The 24,036-nt window shown below is 72.8% G+C and carries 18 protein-coding genes; 12 read left to right on the top strand and 6 right to left on the bottom strand.

All coding sequences use genetic code 11. The features are described 5' to 3' along the window. The first annotated feature begins 45 nt into the window (after positions 1 to 45). The 3 genes from AB0I45_RS03645 to AB0I45_RS03635 are packed head-to-tail and all read left to right on the top strand — an operon-like array spanning position 46 to position 3,858. Positions 46 to 1,611, top strand: coding sequence for an NTP transferase domain-containing protein (locus tag AB0I45_RS03645; protein ID WP_360316794.1), 1,566 nt, complete (start codon positions 46 to 48; stop codon positions 1,609 to 1,611). After that, on the top strand, positions 1,608 to 2,732 hold the full coding sequence (locus tag AB0I45_RS03640) for a VWA domain-containing protein (RefSeq protein WP_360316791.1): 1,125 nt from the start codon (positions 1,608 to 1,610) through the stop codon (positions 2,730 to 2,732). Before AB0I45_RS03645 ends, AB0I45_RS03640 begins: the two co-directional genes overlap by 4 nt. Next, complete coding sequence (locus tag AB0I45_RS03635; protein WP_137320204.1) at positions 2,725 to 3,858, top strand: XdhC/CoxI family protein; 1,134 nt, start codon at positions 2,725 to 2,727, stop codon at positions 3,856 to 3,858. Before AB0I45_RS03640 ends, AB0I45_RS03635 begins: the two co-directional genes overlap by 8 nt. Before the next feature lie 7 nt (positions 3,859 to 3,865). Here the strand turns inward: AB0I45_RS03635 and AB0I45_RS03630 are convergent, their stop codons facing one another. Further along, on the bottom strand, positions 3,866 to 6,847 hold the full coding sequence (locus AB0I45_RS03630; RefSeq protein WP_360316787.1) for a DUF1116 domain-containing protein: 2,982 nt from the start codon (positions 6,845 to 6,847) through the stop codon (positions 3,866 to 3,868). 11 nt (positions 6,848 to 6,858) lie between these two features. Next, the gene (locus AB0I45_RS03625; RefSeq protein ID WP_360316784.1) at positions 6,859 to 7,791 is read right to left on the bottom strand and encodes a DUF2877 domain-containing protein; all 933 of its coding nucleotides are present in this window, start codon (positions 7,789 to 7,791) and stop codon (positions 6,859 to 6,861) included. Between AB0I45_RS03625 and AB0I45_RS03620 the strand changes: the two genes are divergently transcribed. The 7 genes from AB0I45_RS03620 to AB0I45_RS03590 all read left to right on the top strand — a co-directional run bounded on the left by AB0I45_RS03620 (position 7,770) and on the right by AB0I45_RS03590 (position 17,008). Next, the gene (locus AB0I45_RS03620; protein ID WP_360316781.1) at positions 7,770 to 9,545 is read left to right on the top strand and encodes a PucR family transcriptional regulator ligand-binding domain-containing protein; all 1,776 of its coding nucleotides are present in this window, start codon (positions 7,770 to 7,772) and stop codon (positions 9,543 to 9,545) included. The genes AB0I45_RS03625 and AB0I45_RS03620 overlap by 22 nt on opposite strands. 177 nt (positions 9,546 to 9,722) lie before the next feature. After that, entirely contained in the window at positions 9,723 to 11,216 is a 1,494-nt protein-coding gene (locus tag AB0I45_RS03615) for a solute carrier family 23 protein (RefSeq protein WP_137320208.1), read from the top strand. Then, positions 11,213 to 12,118, top strand: coding sequence for an FAD binding domain-containing protein (locus AB0I45_RS03610; protein ID WP_360316777.1), 906 nt, complete (start codon positions 11,213 to 11,215; stop codon positions 12,116 to 12,118). Before AB0I45_RS03615 ends, AB0I45_RS03610 begins: the two co-directional genes overlap by 4 nt. Further along, a complete protein-coding gene (locus AB0I45_RS03605; protein ID WP_295689583.1) occupies positions 12,115 to 12,615 on the top strand; it encodes a (2Fe-2S)-binding protein in 501 nt (166 codons plus the stop codon). The genes AB0I45_RS03610 and AB0I45_RS03605 overlap by 4 nt, the downstream gene beginning before the upstream one ends. Beyond that, positions 12,612 to 15,002 (top strand): aerobic carbon-monoxide dehydrogenase large subunit, encoded by a 2,391-nt coding sequence (gene cutA / locus AB0I45_RS03600; RefSeq protein ID WP_295689585.1) that lies wholly within the window; start codon positions 12,612 to 12,614, stop codon positions 15,000 to 15,002. Before AB0I45_RS03605 ends, cutA begins: the two co-directional genes overlap by 4 nt. A 49-nt stretch (positions 15,003 to 15,051) precedes the next feature. Then, a complete protein-coding gene (locus AB0I45_RS03595; RefSeq protein WP_217494869.1) occupies positions 15,052 to 15,714 on the top strand; it encodes a carbon monoxide dehydrogenase subunit G in 663 nt (220 codons plus the stop codon). A 160-nt stretch (positions 15,715 to 15,874) separates the two neighbouring features. Continuing rightward, a complete protein-coding gene (locus tag AB0I45_RS03590) occupies positions 15,875 to 17,008 on the top strand; it encodes a ring-opening amidohydrolase (protein WP_137320212.1) in 1,134 nt (377 codons plus the stop codon). A gap of 73 nt (positions 17,009 to 17,081) precedes the next feature. Here AB0I45_RS03590 and AB0I45_RS03585 read toward each other — a convergent pair whose 3' ends face one another. Both AB0I45_RS03585 and AB0I45_RS03580 read right to left on the bottom strand, forming a co-directional pair. Next, complete coding sequence (locus AB0I45_RS03585; RefSeq protein ID WP_217494870.1) at positions 17,082 to 18,569, bottom strand: nucleobase:cation symporter-2 family protein; 1,488 nt, start codon at positions 18,567 to 18,569, stop codon at positions 17,082 to 17,084. A 194-nt stretch (positions 18,570 to 18,763) separates the two neighbouring features. Next, positions 18,764 to 19,963, bottom strand: coding sequence for an alpha/beta fold hydrolase (locus AB0I45_RS03580; protein WP_295689591.1), 1,200 nt, complete (start codon positions 19,961 to 19,963; stop codon positions 18,764 to 18,766). A gap of 301 nt (positions 19,964 to 20,264) precedes the next feature. On the opposite strand from AB0I45_RS03580, the gene AB0I45_RS03575 reads away from it, so the two are divergent. Together AB0I45_RS03575 and AB0I45_RS03570 are read left to right on the top strand one after the other, a co-directional pair. Further along, positions 20,265 to 20,489, top strand: a complete 225-nt coding sequence (locus tag AB0I45_RS03575) for a helix-turn-helix transcriptional regulator (RefSeq protein WP_137320214.1) — start codon at positions 20,265 to 20,267, stop codon at positions 20,487 to 20,489. After that, positions 20,486 to 21,040 carry a hypothetical protein gene (locus AB0I45_RS03570; RefSeq protein WP_295689592.1) on the top strand — a complete coding sequence of 185 codons (555 nt, stop codon included), beginning with the start codon at positions 20,486 to 20,488 and terminating at the stop codon, positions 21,038 to 21,040. Before AB0I45_RS03575 ends, AB0I45_RS03570 begins: the two co-directional genes overlap by 4 nt. A 20-nt stretch (positions 21,041 to 21,060) precedes the next feature. Here AB0I45_RS03570 and AB0I45_RS03565 read toward each other — a convergent pair whose 3' ends face one another. Together AB0I45_RS03565 and ilvD are read right to left on the bottom strand one after the other, a co-directional pair. After that, positions 21,061 to 22,158, bottom strand: a complete 1,098-nt coding sequence (locus AB0I45_RS03565; RefSeq protein ID WP_295689594.1) for a C39 family peptidase — start codon at positions 22,156 to 22,158, stop codon at positions 21,061 to 21,063. Between the two features lie 64 nt (positions 22,159 to 22,222). Continuing rightward, positions 22,223 to 23,941 carry a dihydroxy-acid dehydratase gene (gene ilvD / locus AB0I45_RS03560; protein WP_137320218.1) on the bottom strand — a complete coding sequence of 573 codons (1,719 nt, stop codon included), beginning with the start codon at positions 23,939 to 23,941 and terminating at the stop codon, positions 22,223 to 22,225. Positions 23,942 to 24,036: the final 95 nt, after the last annotated feature.

Below are 24,036 nucleotides of genomic sequence, written 5' to 3'. Positions count from 1 at the left end.
GCGCGGGGACGAGCGACCCGGCCGGCTCCGAGGAGGAGGAGAACAGTGGACGTGCAGGTCACCGGCGTGCTCCTGGCCGCAGGGGCCGGCACCCGCCTGGGCGGGCCCAAGGCCCTCCTGCGCACCTCCGAGGGCGCACCGCTGCTCGCCCTCCAGGTCGACCGGCTCCGCGCGGCCGGATGCGACCGGGTGGTCGTCGTGCTCGGATGCGCCGCCGACCGGGCGCGCCACCTCGTTCCGCCCGGTGCCGAGGCGGTGGTCGCCGACGACTGGCGCTCCGGCATGGGCACCTCCCTGCGGGCCGGGCTCGATGCCGCGGACGCTCCGGGCCTCACCGCGGTGCTCGTCTCCCTCGTCGATCTCGCCGAGCTCCCGACCGAGGTGTGCGCCCGCCTCCTCGAGCACGCCCGTCCCGACGTCCTCGCCCGTGTGCAGTGGGACGGGGCGCCCGGTCACCCCGTGCTCATCGGCGCCGCGCACGTTCCGGCGGCACGCGCCGCGGCCACCGGGGACACGGGCGCCCGGGGCCTCCTGGAGCACGCGGCCGCGAGCGGGAAGCTCACCCTCGTCGACGGCGGTGATCCGCATCGCGGAGCCGACGTCGACACCCCGGAGGACTGCGCGGCGGCCGGGCTCCGGCTCCCGCCCGATCCGCCGGACACCCCGGCCGCCCTCGCCGCAGCCCTGGCGCGCACCGGCTATCTCGCCTCGGACGACCTCGCGACCGCGGCCTGGCTCGCAGGCGAGCTCGGGCGCCCGCTCCTGTGCGAGGGCGTGCCGGGCGTGGGCAAGACGAGTCTCGCGGCGGCCCTCGCCGAGGTGTACGGCGGTCCCCTGTTCCGGCTCCAGTGCCACGAGGGGATCACGGCCGCCCACGCCCTGTACGACTGGGACTTCGCCGGCCAGATCCTCCATCTGCGCTCCCTCGAGGCCGAGGCCCGCACCACGGGCACCGTGCTCGCCTCGGATTCGGTCGAGGACGCGCTCCACTCCCGCCGGTTCCTGCTCACCCGGCCGGTCCTCCGCGCGCTCGAGGCGTCGACCGCGGACACCCCCGCCGTGCTCCTCATCGATGAGCTCGACCGCACGGACGACGAGTTCGAAGCGGTGCTCCTCGAGGTGCTCTCCGAGTGGACGGTGTCGGTGCCCGAGCTCGGGCGCACCGAATCGACGATCGGCACATCCAGGCCCCCGATCGTCGTCCTCACCTCGAACCGCACGCGCGAGATCCACGATGCGCTGCGCCGCCGCTGCCTCTACCACTGGTTCGAGCAGCCGAGCCGGGCCCTCGAGGAGCGCATCCTGGCGGCGCGCGCACCCGAAGCGTCCGCAGATCTCCGCGCCGCCGTCGTCGCGGCCGCCGCACGGCTGCGCGAGCTGCCGCTCGTGCGGCCGCCCGGCACCGCGGAGACCCTCGACTGGCTGCGTGCCCTCGACCGGCTCGGCGTCGTCGAGCTCACCGAGCCGACGGTGCGGGCGACGCTGTCGACGGTGCTCAAGGACGCCGCGGACGTCCGCGGGTTCGACCCGGCCGCGGTGCTCGGCGACGGTACAGCACTCGGCGACGGCGCAGTGCTCGCAGAGGGCGCCGACCGGGAGCCCGGATCATGACGCCGCGCACACCGGCCGCCGGGACGACGCAGGACCTCAGCGGGGTGCTGCTCGGTCTGGGCGGCGCCCTGCGGCGGGCCGGGCTCCCCGTGACCCCGCCGGAGATGCACCTGCTCGTCGCGGCCGCGGCGCGGCTCGACCCGCTCGACCCCCGGCAGGTGCGCGCGGCCTCACGGGCCATCTGCTGCCGGGAGGAATCGCAGATCGCCGTCCACGATGCGGTGTTCGCCCGCTATTTCGGGCTGCGTCCGTCGCGCGTCGAGCCCCCTGCCCCCGTCCCGGTGCGGACCCCGGACAGCTCCGGTGCCGGCGAGGCCCCGGGCACGGAGACCGGGGTGCCCGAGGCCGCCGCGAGCCGCACGGAGCTGCTGCGCCGCACCGACCTCGGCGACGGCGCCGACCGGGAGGCGGCGGCCCGACTCATCGACGGCCTCACGGTGCAGCGGCCCGTGCGCATCGGTGCGCGCACCCGCCGCGCGGTGCACGGGCCGGTCGATCTCGAGCGCACGCTGCGCGCTCTGGCGCGCGCCGACGACCTCCCCCGGCTGCCGCGTCGACGCCCGCTCCCCCGGCCGCGCCGGGTCGTCCTCGTCCTCGACGTCTCGGCCTCGATGCGCCCCTGGCTCGACGCGATCATCCGCTTCGCCCGACGCTGGCGGATCGAGGCGGATGCCCGGGTGTTCACCGTCGGCACCCGGCTCACGCATGTCACCGCTGAGCTCGGCGAGGCGGATGCCGGGGCCGCCCTGGAGCGGATGCTCGACCACGTGCCCGATGCCGTCGGCGGGACACGGCTGGGGGATTCGCTGGGGACCCTGCTCGATTCGAATGCCCTCGCGGTGCGCGGCAGCGTCTGCGTGCTCGTGTCCGACGGCTGGGAGACGGGGTCGATGGACTCGCTGGACCACGCCTGCGAGCGGCTCGCCCGGCTGTCGCGACGCTTCCTCTGGGTGAACCCACGGGCCGGCCGCCCGGGCTGGGAGCCGGCCACCCGCGCGATGGGGATCGCCGCCGCCCACGCCGAGCGGACCCTGCCGGGAACGACCGTCGCCGATTGGGAGCAGGTCGCCGCGACCATCGGACGGGCTCCCTCCCCGGGACGGGAGCCTGCCCGTGCGTGACATCTGCGAACCCCTGCTCGCGTGGCTCGAGGAGGGGCGGGAGTGCGCGGTCGCCGTCGTCGTCGACACGTGGTCCTCCGCGCCCCGCCCGGCCGGCACCATGATGGCCGTCGACCGCGCCGGCGAGGCGATCGGCAGCCTGTCGGGCGGCTGCATCGAGGGCGCCGTGCACGCCCTTGCGCTCGAGGTCATGGAATCCCGCTCGGCGCAGATCGCCCACTACGGCATCAGCGACGACGAGGCGTTCGGTGTGGGGCTGGCCTGCGGGGGGACGCTCGACGTGTGCGTCGTCCCGGTCACCGACCCCGCCGCGCTCATCGCATTCCTCCACGCGGTGCGCGCGGAATCACCGGCGGCCCTCGCCCTGCGTCTGCCCGCGGATCCGGCGGGGTCCGCGCCCGGCGACGCGCTCGGCGGGGGCTCCCCGTGGCTCGCCATCCCCGTCGAGGATGCGACGGTCGGCGGCCTCGGCCATCCGCGCCTCGACGCGCATGTCGCCGAGGACGCCCGCGGCCTGCTCACCGCAGGGAGCACCCGGGTGCGGGAGTACGATTCGACCGGCCGGCGCCTCGGCGGCGGGACCCGGGTGCTCATCGTCGTCTCCGCCGCCCCGCCCCGGCTGCTCGTCTACGGGGCGATCGACTATGCGCGGGCGCTCGCAGGGCTCGGCCGCTTCCTGGGTTACCGGGTGACGGTGTGCGATGCCCGCCCGGTGTTCGCCACGGCGGCCCGGTTCCCGGAGGCGCACGAGGTCATCGCCCGGTGGCCGCACGATCACCTCGCGGCGGAGATCTCCGCGGGGCGGGTGGACCCCTCGACGGTCGTCGCCGTGCTCACCCACGATCTCAAGTTCGACGTCCCCGTCCTCGCCGCCGCGCTCCGGGCCGATGTCGGCTACGTCGGGGCGCTCGGCAGCCGACGCACGCATGCGCTCCGGCTCGCCGGGCTGCGGGAGGCGGGGCTGAGCGAGGAGGAGCTCGGCAGGCTCCGCGCGCCGATCGGCCTCGACCTCGGGGCGCGCACCCCGGAGGCCACCGCGGTCTCGATCTTCGCCGAGGTGCTCCGCGACGCCTCCGGGGCCACCGGTCTGCCGCTGACATCCGGCGCAGGCCCCATCCACCGCTGAGCGGCGGTCACCCGGGGACGGTCTCCTCGAGCGCGGCGAGCGCGGCGGTGAAGCACTCCGCCGGCGGGGTGACGAGCCCGGCACCGACCTGCCCCACCCCTGCGATCTTCCCGGCCATGCCGGTGTTGATCTGCGGGAGCACCCCGGTCCGGACCACCTTGGTCGCGTCGATGCCGCTGGGCACGCCGCGGAACTCGAGCACCGGGACCTGGTGCACGGGGTGCTCGCCGAGCGTGATCTCGTACATCCGCAGAGTGGTCTCCACCGCGAACGCGACATCGCTGCCGACGAGGCGCACGATCGCCGGGGCGGCCGCCATCGCGAGCCCCCCGATCCCCGCGGTCTCGGTGATGGCGGAGTCCCCGATGTCCGGGTTGGCGTCGTCGGGCCCGTAGGAGCCGAGGAACAGCCCCTGCGGGAGCTGGGCGGGGCCGGTGTACCAGCGGTCCCCGGTGCCGGAGAGCTGGATGCCGAAGTCCGTGCCGTTGCGGGCCATCGTCACCACGAGGGTCGAGCCGGGGACGTCCTTCGCCGCGGCGAGCGCGAGCTTGCACGTGGGCATGACGATGTTGAGCGCGAAGTAGTCGTTCGAGCCGAGGAACCGCGCGCACTCGGCGAGGTCCTCGCGCGACCAGCCGTCGAGGGAGAGGAGGTCGGGCATGATGTCCCGGAGGAAGAGCAGCGTGCCGGTGCGGTTGCGGTTGTGCCCTTCGTCGCCGGACTGGAGCATCTGGGAGACGTAGTTCTTCGTGTCGATCGGTCCGTGCGCGGCGAGCACCGCGGCGAGCACCGGCCCGAGCACGTCGCGCATCCAGCGCAGCCGCTCGAGCACCTCCGGGCCGTTCGCCCCGTAGCGCAGCACCTTGCCCAGACCCTCGTTGAGCGAGCAGTAGGCGCGGTTGCCGTGGACCGGGTCGACGAACTCCATCATCCACATGCTCGGAGAGACCACACCGGCCATCGGACCCACCGCGTCCCGGCTGTGGCAGGGCGCGAACGAGAAGCGACCGGCGGCGAGACCCTCCTCCGCCTCGTCGAGGGAATCCGCCAGGCCCTCGAACACGACCGCGCCGGCGAGCGCTCCGCGCATCGGGCCGGAGGCGCGCTCCCAGTCCAGCGGCGGGCCGGAGTGGAGCAGCTCGGTCTCGGCCAGTCCCAGGCACTCGCGCGCCGGCCGCAGGCCGACGAGCTCGGCGCCGGCGGCGAGCATCCGCTCCAGGGCCTGCGCATTGGCGGCCTCCCGCCGCTCATCGGCCATGACGGCGGTGAGCGCGCGGATGTCGCCGGCCGGCGGCTGCCAGGCCACTTCCGTGACGGCGACGGCCTGGGCGTGCAGGGCCTCGGCGAACAGGGACACCCCGGAGGTGACGACCACCGGGTCGCGGTCGAGGAGTCCGCGCAGCGGGCTGCTCGCGGGATCGGACGCAGCCGCGCGCCCGGCGCCGGCGCCCCCGGTCCCGTCCGCGGAGCGCACCGGCGACGCCGTGGGCACCGCGTGGCCGAGGTGGGCGAGCGCCCGCCCCACCGCTCGGGCATGGGAGCTGAAGACCTCGGCCCCGGCGGCGACGAGCGCCTCGGCGGCGGCCGCGCGCCCCTGGGGGTCCGCGTCGGTGCCGACGAGGCCGACGACGACGGGCAGGGTGCGACCGGCGGCCGCCGCCGTCTCGCGGGCCTCCGCGATCGCCGCTGCGAGTTCGGCGGCCGGGTCCGGGTGGGAGGCGTGTCCGAGGACGAGATCGAGGAGGAGCACCCCTGCCGTCCCGCCCGCGCTCCGGATCGCCCTCTGGCGCAGCTCCGGGTCGATCATCGGGTGGGCACGGCCGCGGGTCATCGCATCGTCGCCGAAGTCGAGCACGCGGTGGCCGGAGGCCGGCAGGCTGTGGCCGTCGATCTCCGGTGCTCCGTCGAGCGGGATGTTCGACGGGATCGGTCCGAGCACCGACGAGGCGATGAGCATCGCCTCGTCGGCGAGCGTCCCGCCCACGTACAGTCCGTGCAGGTCCCCGCCGGCGGCGGTAGCCGCGGCCGGCGGCTCCCCCGCTCCCCAGGACCGCCACTGGGGGACGGTGCGCCCGGTGGCGGCGAGGGCGGCCTCGACCCCGGCGGTGAGATCCGGGCTGTCCGGTCCGAGGACCGCCCAGGAGACCGGCAGGCCGAGCTCGCCGGCGAGCGATTCGACCTCGCGCACAACCGCGGGGTCCGCGGGCTTCGACACGATGATGACGTGCTCGGTGCCCGGGTCCGCGGCGAGCGCGCGCAGCGCCTGCTTCGTCGTCCGTCCGGCCACGGCGGACCCGAGGTCGCGGCCGCCGGTGCCGAGGACGTGGCTCACCCCGGCCCCGGCCTCGTCGAGCAGCGTCATGACCTGCTGCGCGCCGGTGCCCGAGGCGGCGACGATCCCGAAGGTCCCCGACCGCACGGTGTTGGCGAAACCGAGTCCGACCCCGCCGATCGCGGCGGTCCCGCAGTCGGGGCCCATGACGAGGAGGTCGCGGGCGGCGGCGGCGTCCTTGAGCGCGATCTCCGTCTCGACCGGGACGTTGTCGCTGAAGAGCATCACCGAGCAGCCGGCCTCGAGCGCATCGTGGACCTCGACGGCAGCGTACTCGCCGGGCACGGAGACGACGGCGAGGCCCGCTCCGGTCCGGCGCGCGGCCGAACCCAGCGTGAGCGGCGGGCTGTCCCCGCCGAGCGGCCCACCGGCGGCCGCCGCGGCGGCCGCGAGCTCGGCGAACGCCGCATCGAGTGCGGATCGCGCGGCCTCCAGCGCCTCCTCGGTCTCGCCGCGCACGGCGATGACGAGGTCGGTGGGTGCCGCTCCGTCCGCGACGACGAACCCGACCTCCCGCATGAGGTCGAGGTTGAGCGGGGTGCCCATGCCGATGAGGGCATCGCTGATCCCCGGGGTGCTCTTCACCCGTGCGGACACCTGCATGAGGGCCACGGAGTCGAAGTAGACTCCGCTGCGGATCTCGATCGAATCGGTCATCGGGGTTCCTTTCAGGAGGACGGTGCGACGGGCGAGGCGGACGGCGGGACAGCTGCGGGACCGCTGTCGGGTGCGGTCGCGTCGGTGAGGTGGACGGCTGCGGCGCCGCACAGGATGTCGGCTCCCGAGCTCGTCCCGACCGCGGCGACGGCGCGTGCGATCGGGCCGGCCGGCGCGCCGGAGACGAGGAGTTCCAGGGCCGCGCGCACCTCGGGCACGCAGGCGCCGGCGGCGGCGGCGTCGAGGAGCGAGGCCGACAGCCCGCCGGTGGGGGCAGGTCGGGCGGCGAGGGCCGCGCGGAGCCGGTTCCGGAGGAGGTCGAGCGCGGGCACGGCGCGGACCTGCCGGAGCGCGAGCAGCACGCCGCAGACGGCGTCGTCGCCGGACGGGGTGGAGCCGGGGCCGAGGCCGAGCAGCGCGGCGAGCGCGGAGTCGACGGCCCCGGGGTCGAGGGCGCGTCCGGCATGGACGAGTCGTGCGGCACGGTGGGCCAGATCCTCGATGCCCGGCTCCGGCCACGCGGGGTGGGCGATCGAGGCGGAGACGGATGCGGCCGAGGCACGGCGTGCGGGATCGCACGGCCGGATGCGCGTGGGATTCCAGCGGCGGCGGACCGCGCAGTGGAAGTGCTCGGTCATAATGCGTCCCGACTCCACCCGGAGGGCTCCGCCCATCTGCAGGGAGGCCAGTCGATCGCCGGTGAGCTCGGGGACGAGGACGGCCGTCGGCAGGCGCAGCGCCGTGGGGCCGAGCACCGGCAGCACCGCGCCGGTCTCCGAGGCCGCGTAGAAGCCGTGGCGCATGATGCCGACGACCTGCCAGGGGCCCGGCCCGGCCGCCGGCGTCAGGGTCGAAGCGGCGGCCGCCAGCTGTGCGGGCGCGGGCCGGCGCGCAGTCGTCGGGTCCCGGGGAGGATCGGTCGATGCGACGGGCGCTGTGGTCATCCACTCAGCCTATGCCCGGCTGGTATGGTGCAGGTCACGGCGAATCATGCCGAACCAGCCGGTGCGATCCGGCAGAACATGCTACGGCTCATGCCGCATCCCGAGAGGAGCCCGCGATCACCGAGCTCGACCCCGCCGCTCTCCCGCTCTCCGAGGTCCTCACCCTCCCCTCCTTGCTCGGCTCCCGGCTCGTCGCCGGCGGCAACCGGCTCGACCGGACGGTGCGGCGGGTGAACATCATGGAGGTGCCGGACATCCTCCCCTGGGTGCGCCCGCACGAGCTCCTGCTCACCACCGGGTACCCGCTCCGCGACGACCCCGGGCGGCTGACGGAGCTCGTCTCCGAGTTCTCCGCGCACGGACTCTCCGGCCTCGGCATCAAGATGAGCCGGTACCTCGAGGAGATCCCGGAGGAGGCGATCGCACGCGCCGACGACCTCGGCCTGCCGATCATCGCGCTGCCCGCGGACACCGGGTTCGACGACATCATCAACGAGGTCCTCGCCGAGGTGCTCGGCCGCAGCGCCGACTCCCTCCATCGCAGCGAACGGGTGATGCGCGAGCTCGTCGATGCCGTCGTCACCGGAGGCGACCTCGACGACGTGTGCGCGCGCCTCGCCCACGAGATCGGGATCCACGTCGTCGTCACCACGATGGACGGCCGGGTCCGCGCCGAGGTCCCCGATCCCCGCGCGGTCGCGGACCCCCCGCGGCCGCGCGAGCTGCCGTGCTTCGATCCGACGGGCCGCTTCCGCGTGGAGAGCGAGCCCACGGGCGTCGACCTCGCGCAGGACGGGATGCACCGGATGAGCACCAGGATCCTCGGCGGGTCCCGCGATCTCGGTCGGCTCGTCGTGTTCTCCGAGCGGGGGCTGGGCCCGGCCCACCTGGGAGTCCTCGAGCAGGCGGCCGCGGCCGCCGCCCTCGTCATCACCAAGCAGCAGGCGATCTCCGCGGTGGAGAGCAAGTACCGGACCGATTTCGTCCACGAGGTCATGCGCGGCCGCATCACCTCGACGGACCGGATCCTGTCCCATGCGGAGTCGCTCGGCTGGGACCTCGACCGGCCGCTGTCCGTCGTCGTGGCCGAGGTCGACGCCGATGCCGACGCCTCCGAGGGAGACGAGAAGCGCACGCTCCAGGAGCTGTTCGCCACCGCGTGGACCGCCGCGGTGAAGCGGCTCGACGAGAAGGCCGCCGTGGTGGGGGCCGGCGACGAGGTCATCGTGCTGCTGCCCGCGGCCGACACCGAACGCCAGACCGCGGCGGTGGAGGAGTGCATTCGGGAGGTCCGGGGCATGGGCGGCGGCGGCAGACGGGCCTTCTCCACCGGGATCTCCCGCCCGGCGGCGACCGTCCACGATCTGCCGACCGCCTACGTCGAGGCCACCCGGGCGGTCGAGATCGGCCGCCGGATCCACGGCGGCAGCGCACTGAGCCACTTCGACACCCTCGGGGTCCACCGGCTCCTCCTCCAGGTGGCCGACACCGAGGAGCTGCGCGCCTTCGCCGAAGACACCCTCGGCCCGCTGGCCGGGGACGCGAAGACCGAGTACGCCGACCTGCGGGAGACCCTGCAGGTGCTCCTCGACCACAATCTCAACGTCGCCGAGACCGCCCGCGCGCTGTTCTTCCACTACAACTCGCTGCGCTACCGGATCACGAAGCTCGAGCGGATGCTCGGGCCCTTCACCACGGACCCGCACCTGCGCCTCGCGATCACCCTGGCTCTGCAGATCGTCCGGCTCCCGTGACGACGGCGCGCGACCCCGGCCCGGCCGACTGGCGGAAACCTCCAGTGCACACCGATCCGGTTCGTCAGATGCTGACGTGACCTGCGCCTCATCGCCCTTCTAGGGTGTACACAGCGGCGAGTGACCGGGAGCGGTTCCCGAGCACCATCGCCACCGCCCGCGACCCGAGGAGCAGTCATGTCGGCATTCGGATGGAAACTCCACGGCGACGGCAAGGACGTCCTGCCCGGTCGCGCCGTCGCCCCGGACGAGCGCTTGAGCTGGGGGCGCACCGTGGGGCTCGGCGCCCAGCACGTCGTCGCGATGTTCGGCGCGACCTTCGTCTTCCCCATCGTCATGGGTCTCAACCCGCAGCTCGCCGTCATGGTCAGCGGGTTCTCGACGATCATCTTCCTCCTCATCGTCAACGGGAAGGTGCCGAGCTACCTCGGCACCTCTGCCGCGTTCGTCGGAGGCGTCGCCGCCGTCACCGCCCAGGGCGGCACCATCCAGGAGGTGTCGGGATCGATCCTCGTCGCCGGACTCGTCCTCGCGGTCGCCGGCGTCTTCATCCACTTCATCGGCGCACGCATCCTCACCCGGATCCTCCCGCCCGTGGTCACCGGCGCCGTCGTCATGCTCATCGGGTTCAACCTCGCCCCGGTCGTGGCGAACGTCTACTGGCCGCAGGACCAGTGGGTCGCCCTCATCGTCATGGTCGCCGTCATCCTCATGTCGGTGGGCCTGCGCGGGTTCCTCGGCCGCGTCTCCGTGTTCATCGGACTCGTCTTCGGCTACGTGCTCTCCTGGGTCTTCGACCTCGTGTTCGGCCAGATCACGTCCTACGACTCCGCGGTCGACGACATCACCACCCGCTTCCGCGTCGACTGGTCCGGCGTCGAGGCCGCCGCATGGATCGGCTTCCCGCCCTTCACCGACGAGGCCGCCGGCGTCGTCGGCATCCACCTGCCCGCCTTCAACGCCGGGTTCATCGTCCTCATGCTCCCCGCGGTCATCGCGCTCGTCGCGGAGAACGTCGGCCACGTCAAGGCCGTCGAGGAGATGACGCGCGTCGATCTCGACCCCTATGTGGGACGCGCGGTGTTCGCCGACGGCGTCGCCACCGCGATGGCCTCGAGCGTCGGCGGCTCGCCGACCACCACCTACGCGGAGAACATCGGCGTCATGGCAGCCACCCGCGTGTATTCGACCGCGGCCTACTACGTCGCCGCGCTCGTCGCGATCGGGTTCGGCCTCTCCCCCAAGTTCGGCGCGGTCATCGCAGCGGTCCCCGGCGGCGTCCTCGCCGGCATCACGGTCGTGCTCTACGGCATGATCGGCATGCTCGGCGCGAAGATCTGGAAGGAGAACCGGGTCGACTTCGCCAATCCGCTCAACCTCGCCCCGGTCGCGGCGGGCATCATCATCGCGATCGGCGACGTCGGTCTGACGGTGACCGAGAACTTCACCCTCTCCGGCATCGCGTTCGGTACCATCGTCACCCTGGTCATGTACCACCTCGCCCGACTCGTCGCCCCGCGCTCGATGCGCGATGCCGCGGCCGCAGAGGCCGTCGAGCCCGGCGGCACGGCGATCACCATCGGGTCCACCGGATCGGAGGGCCGGATCGGCGAGGAGCTCACCGAGGACTACGGTGCCCGTCGGGCACGCGAGAAGAGGACCGATACGTGAAGCCCGCCCCCTTCACTCTGCACCGTCCGCGCACCCTCGCGGCCGCGCTCGAGCTGCTGGCCGAGCTCGGCCCCGACGCCAAGGTGCTCGCCGGCGGACAGAGCCTCGTACCGGTGCTCAACATGCGCCTGGCGGCACCCGCCCACCTCGTCGACATCACCGCGCTGCCCGACGTCGACCGCGTCGAGTCGAGCGGGGCCGGCGTGACGGTCGGCGCGCTCGCCACCCATCGCGCCGTGGAGCACGATGCCGGCGCGCACGAGCACCAGCCGCTCCTCCGCCAGGCCCTCACCCACGTCGCCCACCCGGCGATCCGCAATCGCGGCACCGTCGTCGGATCGCTCGCCCACGCCGACCCCAACGGCGAGATGCCGATGATCCTCGCGCTGACCGAGGGGCACGTGCGCGCCGTGAGCAGCCGCGGCGAGCGCGAGATCCCGGCCGCAGAGCTGTTCGTCGGCCCGCTCGAGACCTGCCTGGAGCCCGACGAGATCCTCGTCTCGGCGACCTTCGGCGCAGCCGGGGCCGGGGCGCGCACGGGCTTCGACGAGCTGGCACGCCGATCCGGCGACTACGCGCTCGCCGGGGTCGGGATGGTGCTCGCGACCGACGGGGACGGCGCCGCGGAGACGATCACCGGGCTCAGCGCCGGATTCGTCTCCGTGACCGACCTCCCCGAGCGGCTCGTGCTCGACGAGCACGTGGCTGGCACCCCCACCGCCGAGGCCCGGGAGGTCGCCGAGGCGGTCGCCGCCGCCGTGCGCGAGCACATCGACCCGATCGACGACATCCACGCCACCTCCGACTACCGCCGGCACCTCGCCGGCGTCATCGCCCGCCGCACGTTCACCCGGCTGGCCCGCACGAACGACCGGCCCCGGACCCAGGAGGCGCACGCATGAGCAGCGAACCGACGAGCACCGTGAGACTGAGCGTCAACGGCGTGGACCGCACGGTCGACGTCCCCGACCGGCAGCTCCTCTCCGACGCCCTCCGCCACACCCTCGGGCTCACCGGCACGCACGTGGGCTGCGAGCACGGCGTGTGCGGAGCGTGCACCGTCCAGCTCGACGGTCGGCCGGTGCGCTCGTGCCTGATGTTCGCCGCCTCGGCGGAGGGCCATGAGATCACCACCGTCGAAGGGCTGGGCAACGGCCCGGACGACCCCGGGCCGGTGCAGCAGGCCTTCATCGACTGCCACGGCCTCCAGTGCGGCTTCTGCACCCCGGGCTTCGTCACGACCATCGATGCCTACGTCCGCGAGAACCCCGATCCGAGCGAGGAGGAGGCACGCGAGGCGATCTCCGGCAACCTGTGCCGGTGCACCGGGTACCAGAACATCGTGCGCTCGGTGTGCCGGGCCGCCGAGCTCGTGCGCGAGCGGGAGGAGGACGCATGACGACGCGGATGTTCGGACAGTCGATCACCCGACGGGAGGACCCCCGCCTCGTCACCGGCGCCGGAGCCTACCTCGACGACCTCGCCCCCGGAGTCCTCGCCGCTGCGTTCGTCCGCAGCCCGCACGCCCATGCCCGGATCCGCGACATCGACGTCGCCGGCACCCTCGAAGTCCCCGGGGTCGTCGCGGTGTGGACGCACGAGGACCTGCCCGGCGCGGCGGCGGAGCGCCTGCCCATGCTCCTGCCGCACCCCTCGATCAGCTCTCCCCACACCGGGTTCGCGCTCGCGCGCGATCACGTCAACCACGTGGGCGAGCCCGTGGCGATGGTCGTCGCCGAGAACCGGTACATCGCCGAGGACGCGTGCGGGCGCATCGAGGTCGACTACGAGCTCCTCCCGCCGGTCGTCGGGCTCCCCGCCGCACGGGAGGCCGCCCGGGCCGTCCACGACGAGACCCCGGACAACGTCGCCGCCCACCACGTGCAGACCGTCGGCGACGCCGCCGCGGCGATCGACTCCGCCCCGTACGTGCTCGATCTCGAGCTCGAGATCGAGCGCAGCGCGTGCATCCCGATGGAGGGCAAGGGCGTCATCGCGCGGTGGAACTCCGAGGACCGGACGATGGTCGTCCACTCCTCCACCCAGACGAGCACCGGCCTGCGGGCGGCTCTGGCCGCCAAGCTCGGCTTGGCGCTCACCGACATCGAGGTCATCACCCCGGACGTCGGCGGCGCCTTCGGGGTGAAGATCAACCACCCCTGGCCGGAGGAGGTCGCGGTGGCCTGCGCCGCCCGGGCGCTGTCGACGACGGTGAAATGGACCGAGGACCGGCGCGAGCACTTCATCTCCTCCGCCCACGAGCGCGGGCAGCTCCAGCGGGTGCGGGTCGGATTCGACGACTCCGGTCGCATCCGCGGGCTCGATGTGCAGTTCTGGCACGACAACGGCGCCTATCTCCCCTACGGCGTCATCTGCCCGCTCAACACCTCGACCCACGTCCTCGGGCCCTACCTGGTGCCGGACTACCGGGTGGAGTTCTGGTCGATGTACACGAACACCGTCATCGTCACCCCGTACCGGGGTGCCGGCCGCCCGCAGGGCGTGTACATCATGGAACGCACCATGGATGCGATCGCCGAACGCCTCGGGATGGACCGCACCGAGGTGCGGATGAACAACTTCGTCCGCGAGTTCCCGCATCCGCTCGGCGTCATCATGCAGGACGGCGCCGAGGGCGTGCTCGACTCCGGCGACTACGTCGCCTCGATGGACAAGCTGCGCGCGCTCGTCGGCTGGGAGGACTTCGTCGAGTTCCGTGAGCAGGCACGGGCCGAGGGCCGCAGGGTCGGGATCGGCGTGGCCTGCTACGTCGAATCCACCGGTGCCGGCCCGTACGAGGGCGGTCACATCGAGGTCGAGACCTCCGGCCGGGTCAACGTCTTCACGGGGCTCACGACGCAGGGCCAGGCCCACGCCACGGTGTTCGCCCAGATCGTCGCCGACGAGCTCGGCGTGCCCATCGACCAGGTGCATGTGACGACCGGGGACACGCGGAAGATGGCGTACTCGGTGGGCACCTGGGGCTCCCGCGGAGCGGTGATGAGCGGCAACGCCGTGCATCTCGCGGCGCGGAAGGTCAAGGAGAAGGCGCTCGCGATCGCCGGCGACAACCTCGAGGTGGACCCCGGCGACCTCGAGATCGTCGACGGGACCGTCCGCGTCAAGGGCGACCCGAGCGCCTCCATGCCGCTGTCGGCCGTGTCCGTGCTGTCGAACCCGCTGCGCTACGCCTTCGACGAATCGGCGAAGGCCGCGACCCAGTTCGCTCGGCCGCCCGCTCCCGGGGCCCCGCCGGTCACCCCGGGCCGTGCCCCGGGTCTCGAGGACCAGGACTTCTTCTCCCCGGTGCGCTCGACCTTTGCCTCCGGGATGCACGCGGCGATCGTCGAGACCGACCCGGACACCGCCGACATCCGGATCCTGCGCTACTGCGTCGTCCACGACTGCGGGCCGATGATCAACCCGCTCGTCGTCGAGGGCCAGGTGCACGGCGGAGTCGCGCAGGGAGTCGGCGGCGCCCTGTACGAGCGGATGGCCTACGACGACATGGGGCAGCTCCTCAATGCCTCCTTCATGGACTTCCTCATGCCCTTCGCCTCCGAGGTGCCCCACATCGAGACCGACCACCTGGAGACCCCGAGCCCGCTGAACCCGCTCGGCATCAAGGGCGCCGGCGAGGCGGGCACGATCCCGGGCACCGCGGTGATCGCCGCGGCGATCGAGGACGCCGAGGGCATCCCGATCCGCCGGATGCCGATCTCACCCTCCGAGCTCTGGCAGCTGCGGCGCGAGACCGCCGACGCACCCGCGCCCGCCGCCCGCTGACACCCCGGACCATCCACCCGACCATCCACCCGACCACGGAGGACACCACGTGCAGATCTCATCGACGGCCCATATGCAGGCGGATTCCGCGACCGCCTGGCAGGCGTTCCACGACACCGGGGTCCTGTCCCGCACGATCCCGGGCGTCGAGTCGCTGACCCCCACCGCCCCGGGCACCTATGCGGTGGTCCTCACCATGGGGGTCGCGGCGATCAAGGGGACGTACAAGGGCACGGTGGCGTTCTCCCAGGAGGTCGAGAACGAGTCCTTCGTCCTCACCGCCACCGGCAGCGGAGGACCGGGCACGATCGGCGCGGACATCACCGTGCACCTGGCTCCGGGAGCCGAATCCGGGACCGACATCGCGTGGGAGGCCTCCGCAGTGCTCGGCGGCCCGATCGGCGGCGTCGGACAGCGCATGCTCTCCGGGGTCGCCAAGCGCATCGCCACGAAGTTCTTCGCCGACATCGATGCCGACATCGCAGCCGGCGGCGCCGCCCAGGAGGCCTCCCCCGCCGGGACCGCGCCCGGGGACGCGCTCGCCGACGCCGCACCGGCGCCGGCGACGGTCCCGGCGGAGCGTCGCAGCCCACCGGCGGCCGCCTCGGGTCCGGCTCCGCGGGGCGGCGGTGATCTCCTCACCGGTCTGCTCGCCGGGGCCGGGATCGCGCTGGCCGGGGTGATCGTCGGCGTCCTCGCCGGGCGCCGCTGAGGGCGGGCGCCCCGCGCCCTTCCGGCCAGATGTGCCACTTCCCTTCGGTGCCGATCAGCAGTTCTTGACGTGTCGCTGATCACAGTCCGGTCCGTAGAGTGAACGCACCGTGCGCGTCCGGCACGGCGACACTCAGCCACCGAGGCCGAAGGAGCCGAACATGCCCGATCCGATCGAAGTCCGCAAGGTCCCTCTCCACAGCGTCACCGACGCCTCCGAGCTCACCGCACTCATCGACGCCGGCACCCTGTCCGCCGACCGCGTGATCGCCATCATCGGCAAGACCGAGGGCAACGGCGGGGTCAACGACTACACCCGGATCATCGCCGACCGCGCCTTCCGTGAAGCACTCGTCGCCGCCGGGGCGCCCGCCGATCAGGTGAGCCGGATCCCGATCGTGTGGTCCGGCGGCACGGACGGGGTGATCAGCCCGCACGCGACGATCTTCGCCACCGTCGACCCGTCCGAGGTGGAGCCGACGGAGGAGAAGCGCCTGTCGGTGGGATTCGCGCTGAGCGAGCCGATCCTGCCCGAGGAGATCGGCCGGATGGGCATGGTCGACAAGGTCGCCGTCGCCGTGCAGGAGGCGAAGGAGCGGGCCGGGATCACCGACGACGCGGACGTCCACTACGTGCAGACGAAGACCCCGCTGCTCACCATCGACACGATCCGCGACGCCCGCTCCCGCGGCAACGACGTCGTCACCGAGGACACCCTGGCGTCGATGGACGTCTCGAACGGCACCACCGGGCTCGGGATCGCGAAGGCGCTCGGCGAGGTCGCCGAGATCCGCGACGAGGACATCATGGCCGACCGGTCGAAGTACTCCGCCGTGGCCTCGTGCTCCTCCGGGGTCGAGCTCGACCGGGCGCAGGTCGTCGTCGTCGGGAATGCGAGCGGGATCGGCGGCCGGTACCGGATCGGCCATTCCGTCATGCGCCACGCCCTCGACGCCGACGGGATCTGGGAGGCGATCGCCGACGCCGGCCTCGACCTGCCCGAGCGCCCGCACCGCGACGATCTCGCCGGTCGGCTCGTCAATGTCTTCCTCAAGTGCGAGACGAGCCAGGATGGCTCCGTGCTCGGCCGGCGCAACGCCATGCTCGACGATTCCGACGTGCACTGGCACCGGCAGATCAAGGCGGCCGTCGGCGGGGTCACCGCCCAGGTGACCGGCGATCCCGCCGTCTTCGTCTCCGTCTCCGCCGCCCACCAGGGGCCGGACGGCGGCGGCCCGGTGGCCGCGATCGTCGACCTCGGCGAGGATCCGACCGGATACACCTTCAGCGGCTGAGGGCAGCGCCGCACGACGCGACGGCCGGGCGATCTCCTGTCGCCCGGCCGTCGCGCGCCGCCCGCCGGAATCCTCAGCCCGGATCGCCGTGCCCCCGGCGACCGGGCTGCCGCGCGTCGGGGTGCCCGGGCTCGTCAGGATGCCCGGGCTCGGCGGGGCGCCCGGGCTCGGCGAGGGGCTGCTCGAGCGGCACATCGATATCGAGGACCGCGCCCTGTGCAGGGCCGGGCCGGGAGAGGTTCATGACGACGGCGAAGAGGGCCGCCGGCACGATTCCGGAGACGAGGAGGACCTCGAGGGTCTCGGGCATCCCGCCGACCGCCGCGGGCACCGCGGCGAATCCCTGGCCGACCCCGATCGACACCGCGATGACGAGCATGTCGTGGCGGTCGAGCGCGGTCTCGGCGAGGAGCTTGATCCCGGCGCCGATGAGCATCCCGAACATCACGACGGCGGCACCGCCGATGACTGCCGAGGGCATGACGGCGATGACTGCGGCGAACTTGGGCAGCAGGCCGAGGAGGATGAGGAACCCCGCTCCGATCGACACGACATGCCGGCTCATCACACCGGTGAACGCGACGAGACCGACGTTCTGACCGAACGACGTGTTCGGCAGGGCGCTGAAGATCGATGCGAAGGCGGTGGCGACGCCGTCGGCGATGACTCCCCCGGACAGCTCGCGGTCGGTGACCTCTCGGCCCGCGCCGCTCTTGGTGATGGCGGACAGGTCGCCGATCGTCTCCACGGAGGTGGCGATCGCCATCGCTCCCATGCCGATGATCGCGGCGGACGGGAAGTCGAGACCGAACCGGAGAGGCATCGGGATCGCGAACCAGTCCGCCTCGGCCACCTGCGAGAAGTCCACGAGGCCGAGGGGGATGGCCACGAGGTATCCGACGACGAGTGCGATGAGCACGGAGGCCGCGCCGATGATCCCCTTGCCGAACCGGTACAGGACGAGCATGACGACGAGCACGAGCGTCGCGAGGCCGAGGTTCGTCCAGGATCCGAAGTCCTCGGCTCCGTTGCCCCCGGCGTAGAGCGCCATCCCGGTGGGGAGCAGCCCGATCCCGATGACGAGGACGACGATGCCGGACACGAGCGGCGGGAACAGCGCTCGCAGCCATCTCAGGCTGAACCCGAGGACGACCTGGACCAGGCCTGCGAAGATCGCTCCTCCGAGCACCGCGGCGATCCCGTACTGCTGGGCCAGGGGGATGGCGACGACGAGGAACCCGAAGCTCGTGCCCTGGACGATCGGCAGGCGCGAACCGACCGGCCCGAAGCCGATGGTCTGCATGAGGGTGGTGATCCCGGCGACGAGGAGGGCGACCTGGACGAGGAAGGCGGTCTCCCCGGTCGTCGCGCCGATCGCCGTGGCGAGGATGATCGGGATCGTGACATTGCTCGCCATCATCACGAGGACGTGCTGGATGCCCAGCACGATCGCGGTCCCGAGCGGCGGCATCTCGTCGATGCCGTAGCGCGGTGTCACACCTTCCGGCGGGGGTCGGTTCGCGCTCGGCGGCTGCGGTGCGGTCTCTCGTTCTCCGGTCATAGGATCCACTCCCCTCCGGGCCTGCGCCCAGCGGCTCCGGCGTGCAGATGCGGCCCTGCACTGTGCCCTGGATCACAATCCTAGAGAACCCACCCCGGGCAGCCGTCGGCAGGTCCTGCCGAAGCGACGCCGGCGACAGCGGGCAGATCTGCCCGCGCCGCCCCACCGGCCCCCGGGTCGCCCCGGTGGTCGGGTCAGGCCTCCGCCGTCGAGATCTCGAAGCGCCCCTCGAGCGCCCGGTGCACCGGGCAGCGGTCCGCGATCCGCAGCAGTGCGCGGCGCTGATCGGTGCTCAGCTCCGCGTCGAAGACGATGCTCCGCTCGATCCGGGTGACGAGGTCGCCGTCGCGCTTGACCTGCCGGAAGGTGAGGTCGGTGCGGGTGTCCCCGAGTTCGTAGCCCTTGCGGCGGGCGTACATCCCCATGGTCATCGAGGTGCAGGCACCGAGCGCGGCGAGCAGCAGGTCGAAGGGGTTGGGGCCGGCGTCGTGGCCGCCGTCCACCGAGCGCGGCTCGTCGGCGAGCCAGGTGTGGGAGGCGGTCGCGAGCACGGTGCCGAAGTCGGTCCGGCCGTCGGGGTGGACGCGCACCCTCCCCGGCGGCAGGTCGGCGTGGGGCGCCTCGGCGTCCTCGGGGGCATCGATGTACCGTGCGGCCCATGCGGCGATGACCCCGGCCGTGTAGGTTCCCTGCCCGGGCCCGGTGAGCAGGTGGTCCGCACCGTCGAGGGCGATGAAGCTCTTGGGCTGGTGCGCGGTGCGGTAGATCGCCTGCGCGTTGTGGACGTCGACGATCTCGTCCGTCGGCGAGTGCAGGATGAGCAGCGGGGTGCGCAGCGCCTCGATGCGCCGGGTCTGCTCGACGCCGCAGATGTCGTCGACGAGCGCCTCGCCGATGACGACCGGGCGCCCGCCGATCATCACCTCCGCCGAGCCCTCCTGCCGGATGGTCTCGATCTCGGAGGCGAACAGCCCGGTGACGTGGCCGGGGTCGAAGGGAGCGGCGATCGTCGCGACCGCATCGAGGCCCTCGACCTCGGCGGCGACGGACAGCACCGCGGCCCCGCCGAGCGAGTGCCCGATGAGCAGCCGCGGCGCGGCGTGGTGCGCGCCGAGCCAGGCGATGACCTCGAGCAGATCCGCGCGATCGGAGGAGAAGGTCGACTCCGCGAAGTCCCCCTCCGAACCGCCGAGGCCTGCGAAGTCGAAGCGGAGGACGGCGAACCCCTCGTCGGTGAGCGCCCGGGAGACGCGCGAGGCGGCCGGGGACTTCGCCGAGCAGGTGAAGCAGTGGGCGAACACCGCGTAGGCGAGCGGGGTCCCCGCGGGCCGGTCGAGGAAGCCGCGGAGCTCCGTGCCGCGGGCTGTCGGGATGGTGATCTCTTCAGTGCTCATGCATGCCTTCCGGTTCGACGCCTTCCGATCGATCGCCCGGCGGCGCGCGGCGCCCGCCGATCGCGCTTCCGAGGAGAACGCTACCCGCTCACGCCCCCGGCCCTGCCGCCTGAAGTTCGGCAGGAGGGCCTCAGGTGGTCGGGGATCCATGATTCCGCCGGATATTCCGTGGATCTCTGACCACCTGCCGGGGCCGACACAGAAGATGTCGAAGATGCTTGACACGAGATGTCAAGGATATTTGACTTAAAGTGTCAAGAGAACTTCACATACCGATGGCACCGCCCCGGAAGGAGGACCGATGCCCGAACTCGACGTCGGCGAGGTCACCCTCAAGGACCGCCGGAAGCGCGCCGGGCTCACCCAGGCGCAGCTCGCCGGACTCGTCGAGGTGTCCCGCCAGACGATCATCGCGATCGAGCGCGGCGACTACTCGCCCAGCGTCTACCTCGCCCTGCGGATCGCCCGCGCCCTCGACACGACTGTCGAGGAGCTGTTCCCACTCGACCGGAAGGACCACTCATGAGCACCTCCCGCCCGCAGTCCCGCTTCACCGAGATCGCCGATTCCATCAGCGGCGTGAGAGACCCCTCGATGGGCGACGAGCGCGAGCGCGACGTCATCCTCCGCGCCTACACCTTCTCCTCCGTCGTCGCGACGTATGCCGCGTTCGCCGTCGCGATCCTCCTCGCCGTCATCGGCGCGGGCCTGTGGTCGGTCCTCGTCGTCCTCGCCGCCGGCCTGACCGGCTGGGGTGCGATCTGGTACTGCGCGCGCAACGATGTCGACCTCCCCGCGATGACCGAGCGGACGACCGGGCGTCGCAGGAGGGTGACCTACTCCTCGATGGCGGTGCTCTCCGTCCTCTGGGTCGCGGCCATGCTGTTCCACGTGCTCACCGGGGCACCGCTCGTCCCCGTCGACCTCGGGTTCCCCGGACCCTCGGACAACGGCTTCGCGACTGTGGCCGGCGCCCTCGTCGGCGGTGCGGGCGGCATCGCCGCGGTGATCGTGGCGTTCAAGCTCACGAGCCGCTCGATCAGGAAGCGCGAGCAGGCCGCTGAGGACGAGGACTGAGCCTCCGCCGTCCCACCTCGTCAGCGCCGCCGGCGGACCCGGTAGACCAGGCCCCCGCTGCCCTCGCGGGACAGCCAGGCGCGCTCGAAGGCAGCGCGCGGATAGATGCGCCGCACTGCGGCGGCGGTCGGAGCCGCGGGGTCGTGCACGCGCACGTCGCCGCCCGCGGTGACCCCGGAGACGACGAGCAGATGGCCGCCGGTCTCGTAGCCGGCCTCCGGCAGCTCGGCGGCGTCGAAGGTCACCGAGGCGATGAAGGGTTCGCCGGCGGCGAGGAGCTCCTCGCCGGCGCGCAGATCCGGCAGGGTGTCGAGGAAGGCGTCGTAGCCCCGGGCGGCGGCCCATGCGGTGTTGAAGGCCCAGTTGCCCGCCCCGTCGTAGGCGTGGTCCCACACCCCGCGCAGGGTGGTGCGGACCGCGGGCGAGCCGCCCTCGTCCTCCGGACCCGACGCTGAGGTCGCAGGAGCAGCAGCGGCCGCATCGTCCGCTCCCGGGTCCGCCGGCCCCGACCGTCGGTCCGCCCGGTCGAGGAAGTCCAGCAGCATGGTGAGCGAGGTCGGCGAGCACCACACGTCACCGGCGCCGTAGCCGGGCAGCTCCCCCTGCTGCCGCTGCGAGATCGGCGGCAGGAGCAGTTCGAGGTTCGTGCCGCGCGGCACCGAGTGCGCGAGCTCGGGGCGCCGGGGCGCCGGGCCGCGGGTGAGCACGGAGACGCGCTCGAGCACGGGGACCGCTCCCGACGGTGCTGCGTGGAGGAGCGCCTCGGCCTCGACGAGGTCCGCCGCACCGCCGAGCACCGCGGTGTCGACGACAGCGGTGTCGGCATCGACCCGGATGCCGTGCAGGGCCTGCCCGGGCACGGTGGTCGAGCAGAACCCGGGATCGGTCGACCAGCGCGCGAGCACCGCCCAGTCCGACCAGCGCGAGCCGCCCGAGGGCTCCGCCTCGGCACTGCGGCCCACCCGCAGGCGGATCTCGATCGACGTGCCCGGCGGGGTGAGCGCGGTCCAGGTGGGGATCGCCTCGGTGAACACGCGCAGGTGCACCGGTGGCGCCTGCCACCGGTGCACCTGCGCATCGAGGGCGCGGGACTCCCCGCGCACATGGGTCACCGTCATCGTCGCTGCACCGTCAGCGCGCGGCTCGGCCGGCGCCTCGGTCCGTGTCTCCTCGGTCCGCGCCTCAGTCCGTCGTCACCGCACCGGTCGACGCCGAGCCGACGAGCTTGGCGTACTTGCCCAGGGTGCCGTGCAGGCGGTGGTTCTCCGGCACGGTCCAGTTCCTCCGGCGCTCCTCGAGCACCTCGGCGGGGACGTCGAGGTCGATCGAGCGACCGGCGATGTCCACGCGGATCCGGTCGCCGTCCTCGACGAGCGCGATCGGCCCGCCGTCGACGGCCTCGGGCGCGACGTGGCCGATGCACAGGCCGGTCGAGCCGCCGGAGAACCGGCCGTCGGTGATGAGGAGCACGTCCTTGCCGATCCCGGCGCCCTTGATCGCGCCGGTGATCGCGAGCATCTCGCGCATGCCCGGTCCGCCCTTGGGGCCCTCGTAGCGGATGACGACGACGTCGCCGGGCTTGAGCTCGCCGCCGAGCACGGCATCCATCGCCGGCTGCTCCTGGTCGAACACCCGCGCGGTGCCCTCGAACACGTCGGCGTCGAAGCCGGCGGACTTGACGACCGCGCCCTCCGGGGCGAGCGAGCCGTGGAGCACGGTGAGCCCGCCGGTGGCGTGGATCGGGTTGTCGAGCGCGCGCAGGATCTTGCCGTCGGGGTCCGGCGGGTTGATCTTCTCGAGGTTCTCCGCGACGGTCTTCCCCGTCACGGTGAGGCAGTCGCCGTTGAGCAGCCCGGCGTCGAGGAGCGCCTTCATGACCACCGGCACGCCGCCGATCTTGAACACGTCATTCATGACGTAGTCGCCGAAGGGCTTGACGTTGCCGAGGTGCGGGACCCGGTCGCCGACCCGGTTGAAGTCGTCGAGGGTGAGCTCGACCTCGGCCTCGTGGGCGATCGCCATGAGGTGGAGGACGGCGTTCGTCGACCCGCCGAACGCCATCACCACGGCGATCGCGTTGAGCAGCGACTCGCGGGTGATGATGTCGCGGGCGGTGATGCCCTGCTTGAGGAGTTCGACCACGGCTTCGCCGGACCGGCGGGCGTAGAGCGTGCGATTGCGGTGGATCGCCGGCGGGGCGGCGGAGCCGGGCAGGGACATGCCCATCGCCTCTGCGGCCGAGGCCATGGTGTTCGCGGTGTACATGCCGCCGCAGGCGCCCTCGCCCGGGCACACCGCGCGCTCGATCGCGTCGACATCGGCCTCCGTCATCTTGCCGGCGCGGCAGGCGCCGACCGCCTCGAAGGCGTCGATGAGGGTGACCTCCTTCTCCGTGCCGTCGGAGAGCTTCGCGGTGCCGGGCATGATCGAGCCGTTGTAGAGGAACACGCTGGACAGGCCCAGGCGGGCGGCGGCCATGAGCATGCCGGGGATGGACTTGTCGCAGCCGGCGAGCAGCACGGAGCCGTCGAGGCGCTCGGCATTCATCACGGTCTCCACCGAGTCGGTGATGATCTCGCGCGACACGAGCGAATAGTGCATGCCCTCGTGCCCCATGGAGATGCCGTCGGACACGGAGATCGTCCCGAACTCGAGCGGGTAGCCGCCGGCGTTGTGGACGCCTTCCTTGGCGAACGCGGCGAGCTTCTCGAGCGTGAGGTTGCAGGGCGTGATCTCGTTCCACGAGGAGGCCACGCCGATCTGCGGCTTGACCCAGTCGCCGTCGTCCATGCCGACGGCGCGGAGCATGCCGCGCGCGGCGGCCTTCTCCAGTCCGTCGGTCACGTCGCGCGAGCGCGGCTTGATATCGATCCCGGGCTTGACATCCGATTCTGTGCTCATGCTCGCAGTCTAGGACCGGGGGTCGGTTCTGTCTCCACCCGACACATGATGGACTCCCGGCACCTTGACCGGGGCCACCGGCGTCCCCGGCCCGG

This window comes from Brevibacterium sp. NPDC049920, from assembly GCF_040656435.1.
GTDB classification, from domain to species: Bacteria; Actinomycetota; Actinomycetes; order Actinomycetales; family Brevibacteriaceae; genus Brevibacterium; species Brevibacterium pityocampae.
Note: the sequence above shows the minus strand (reverse complement) of the source record. Positions and strands in the feature narration are given on the sequence as shown.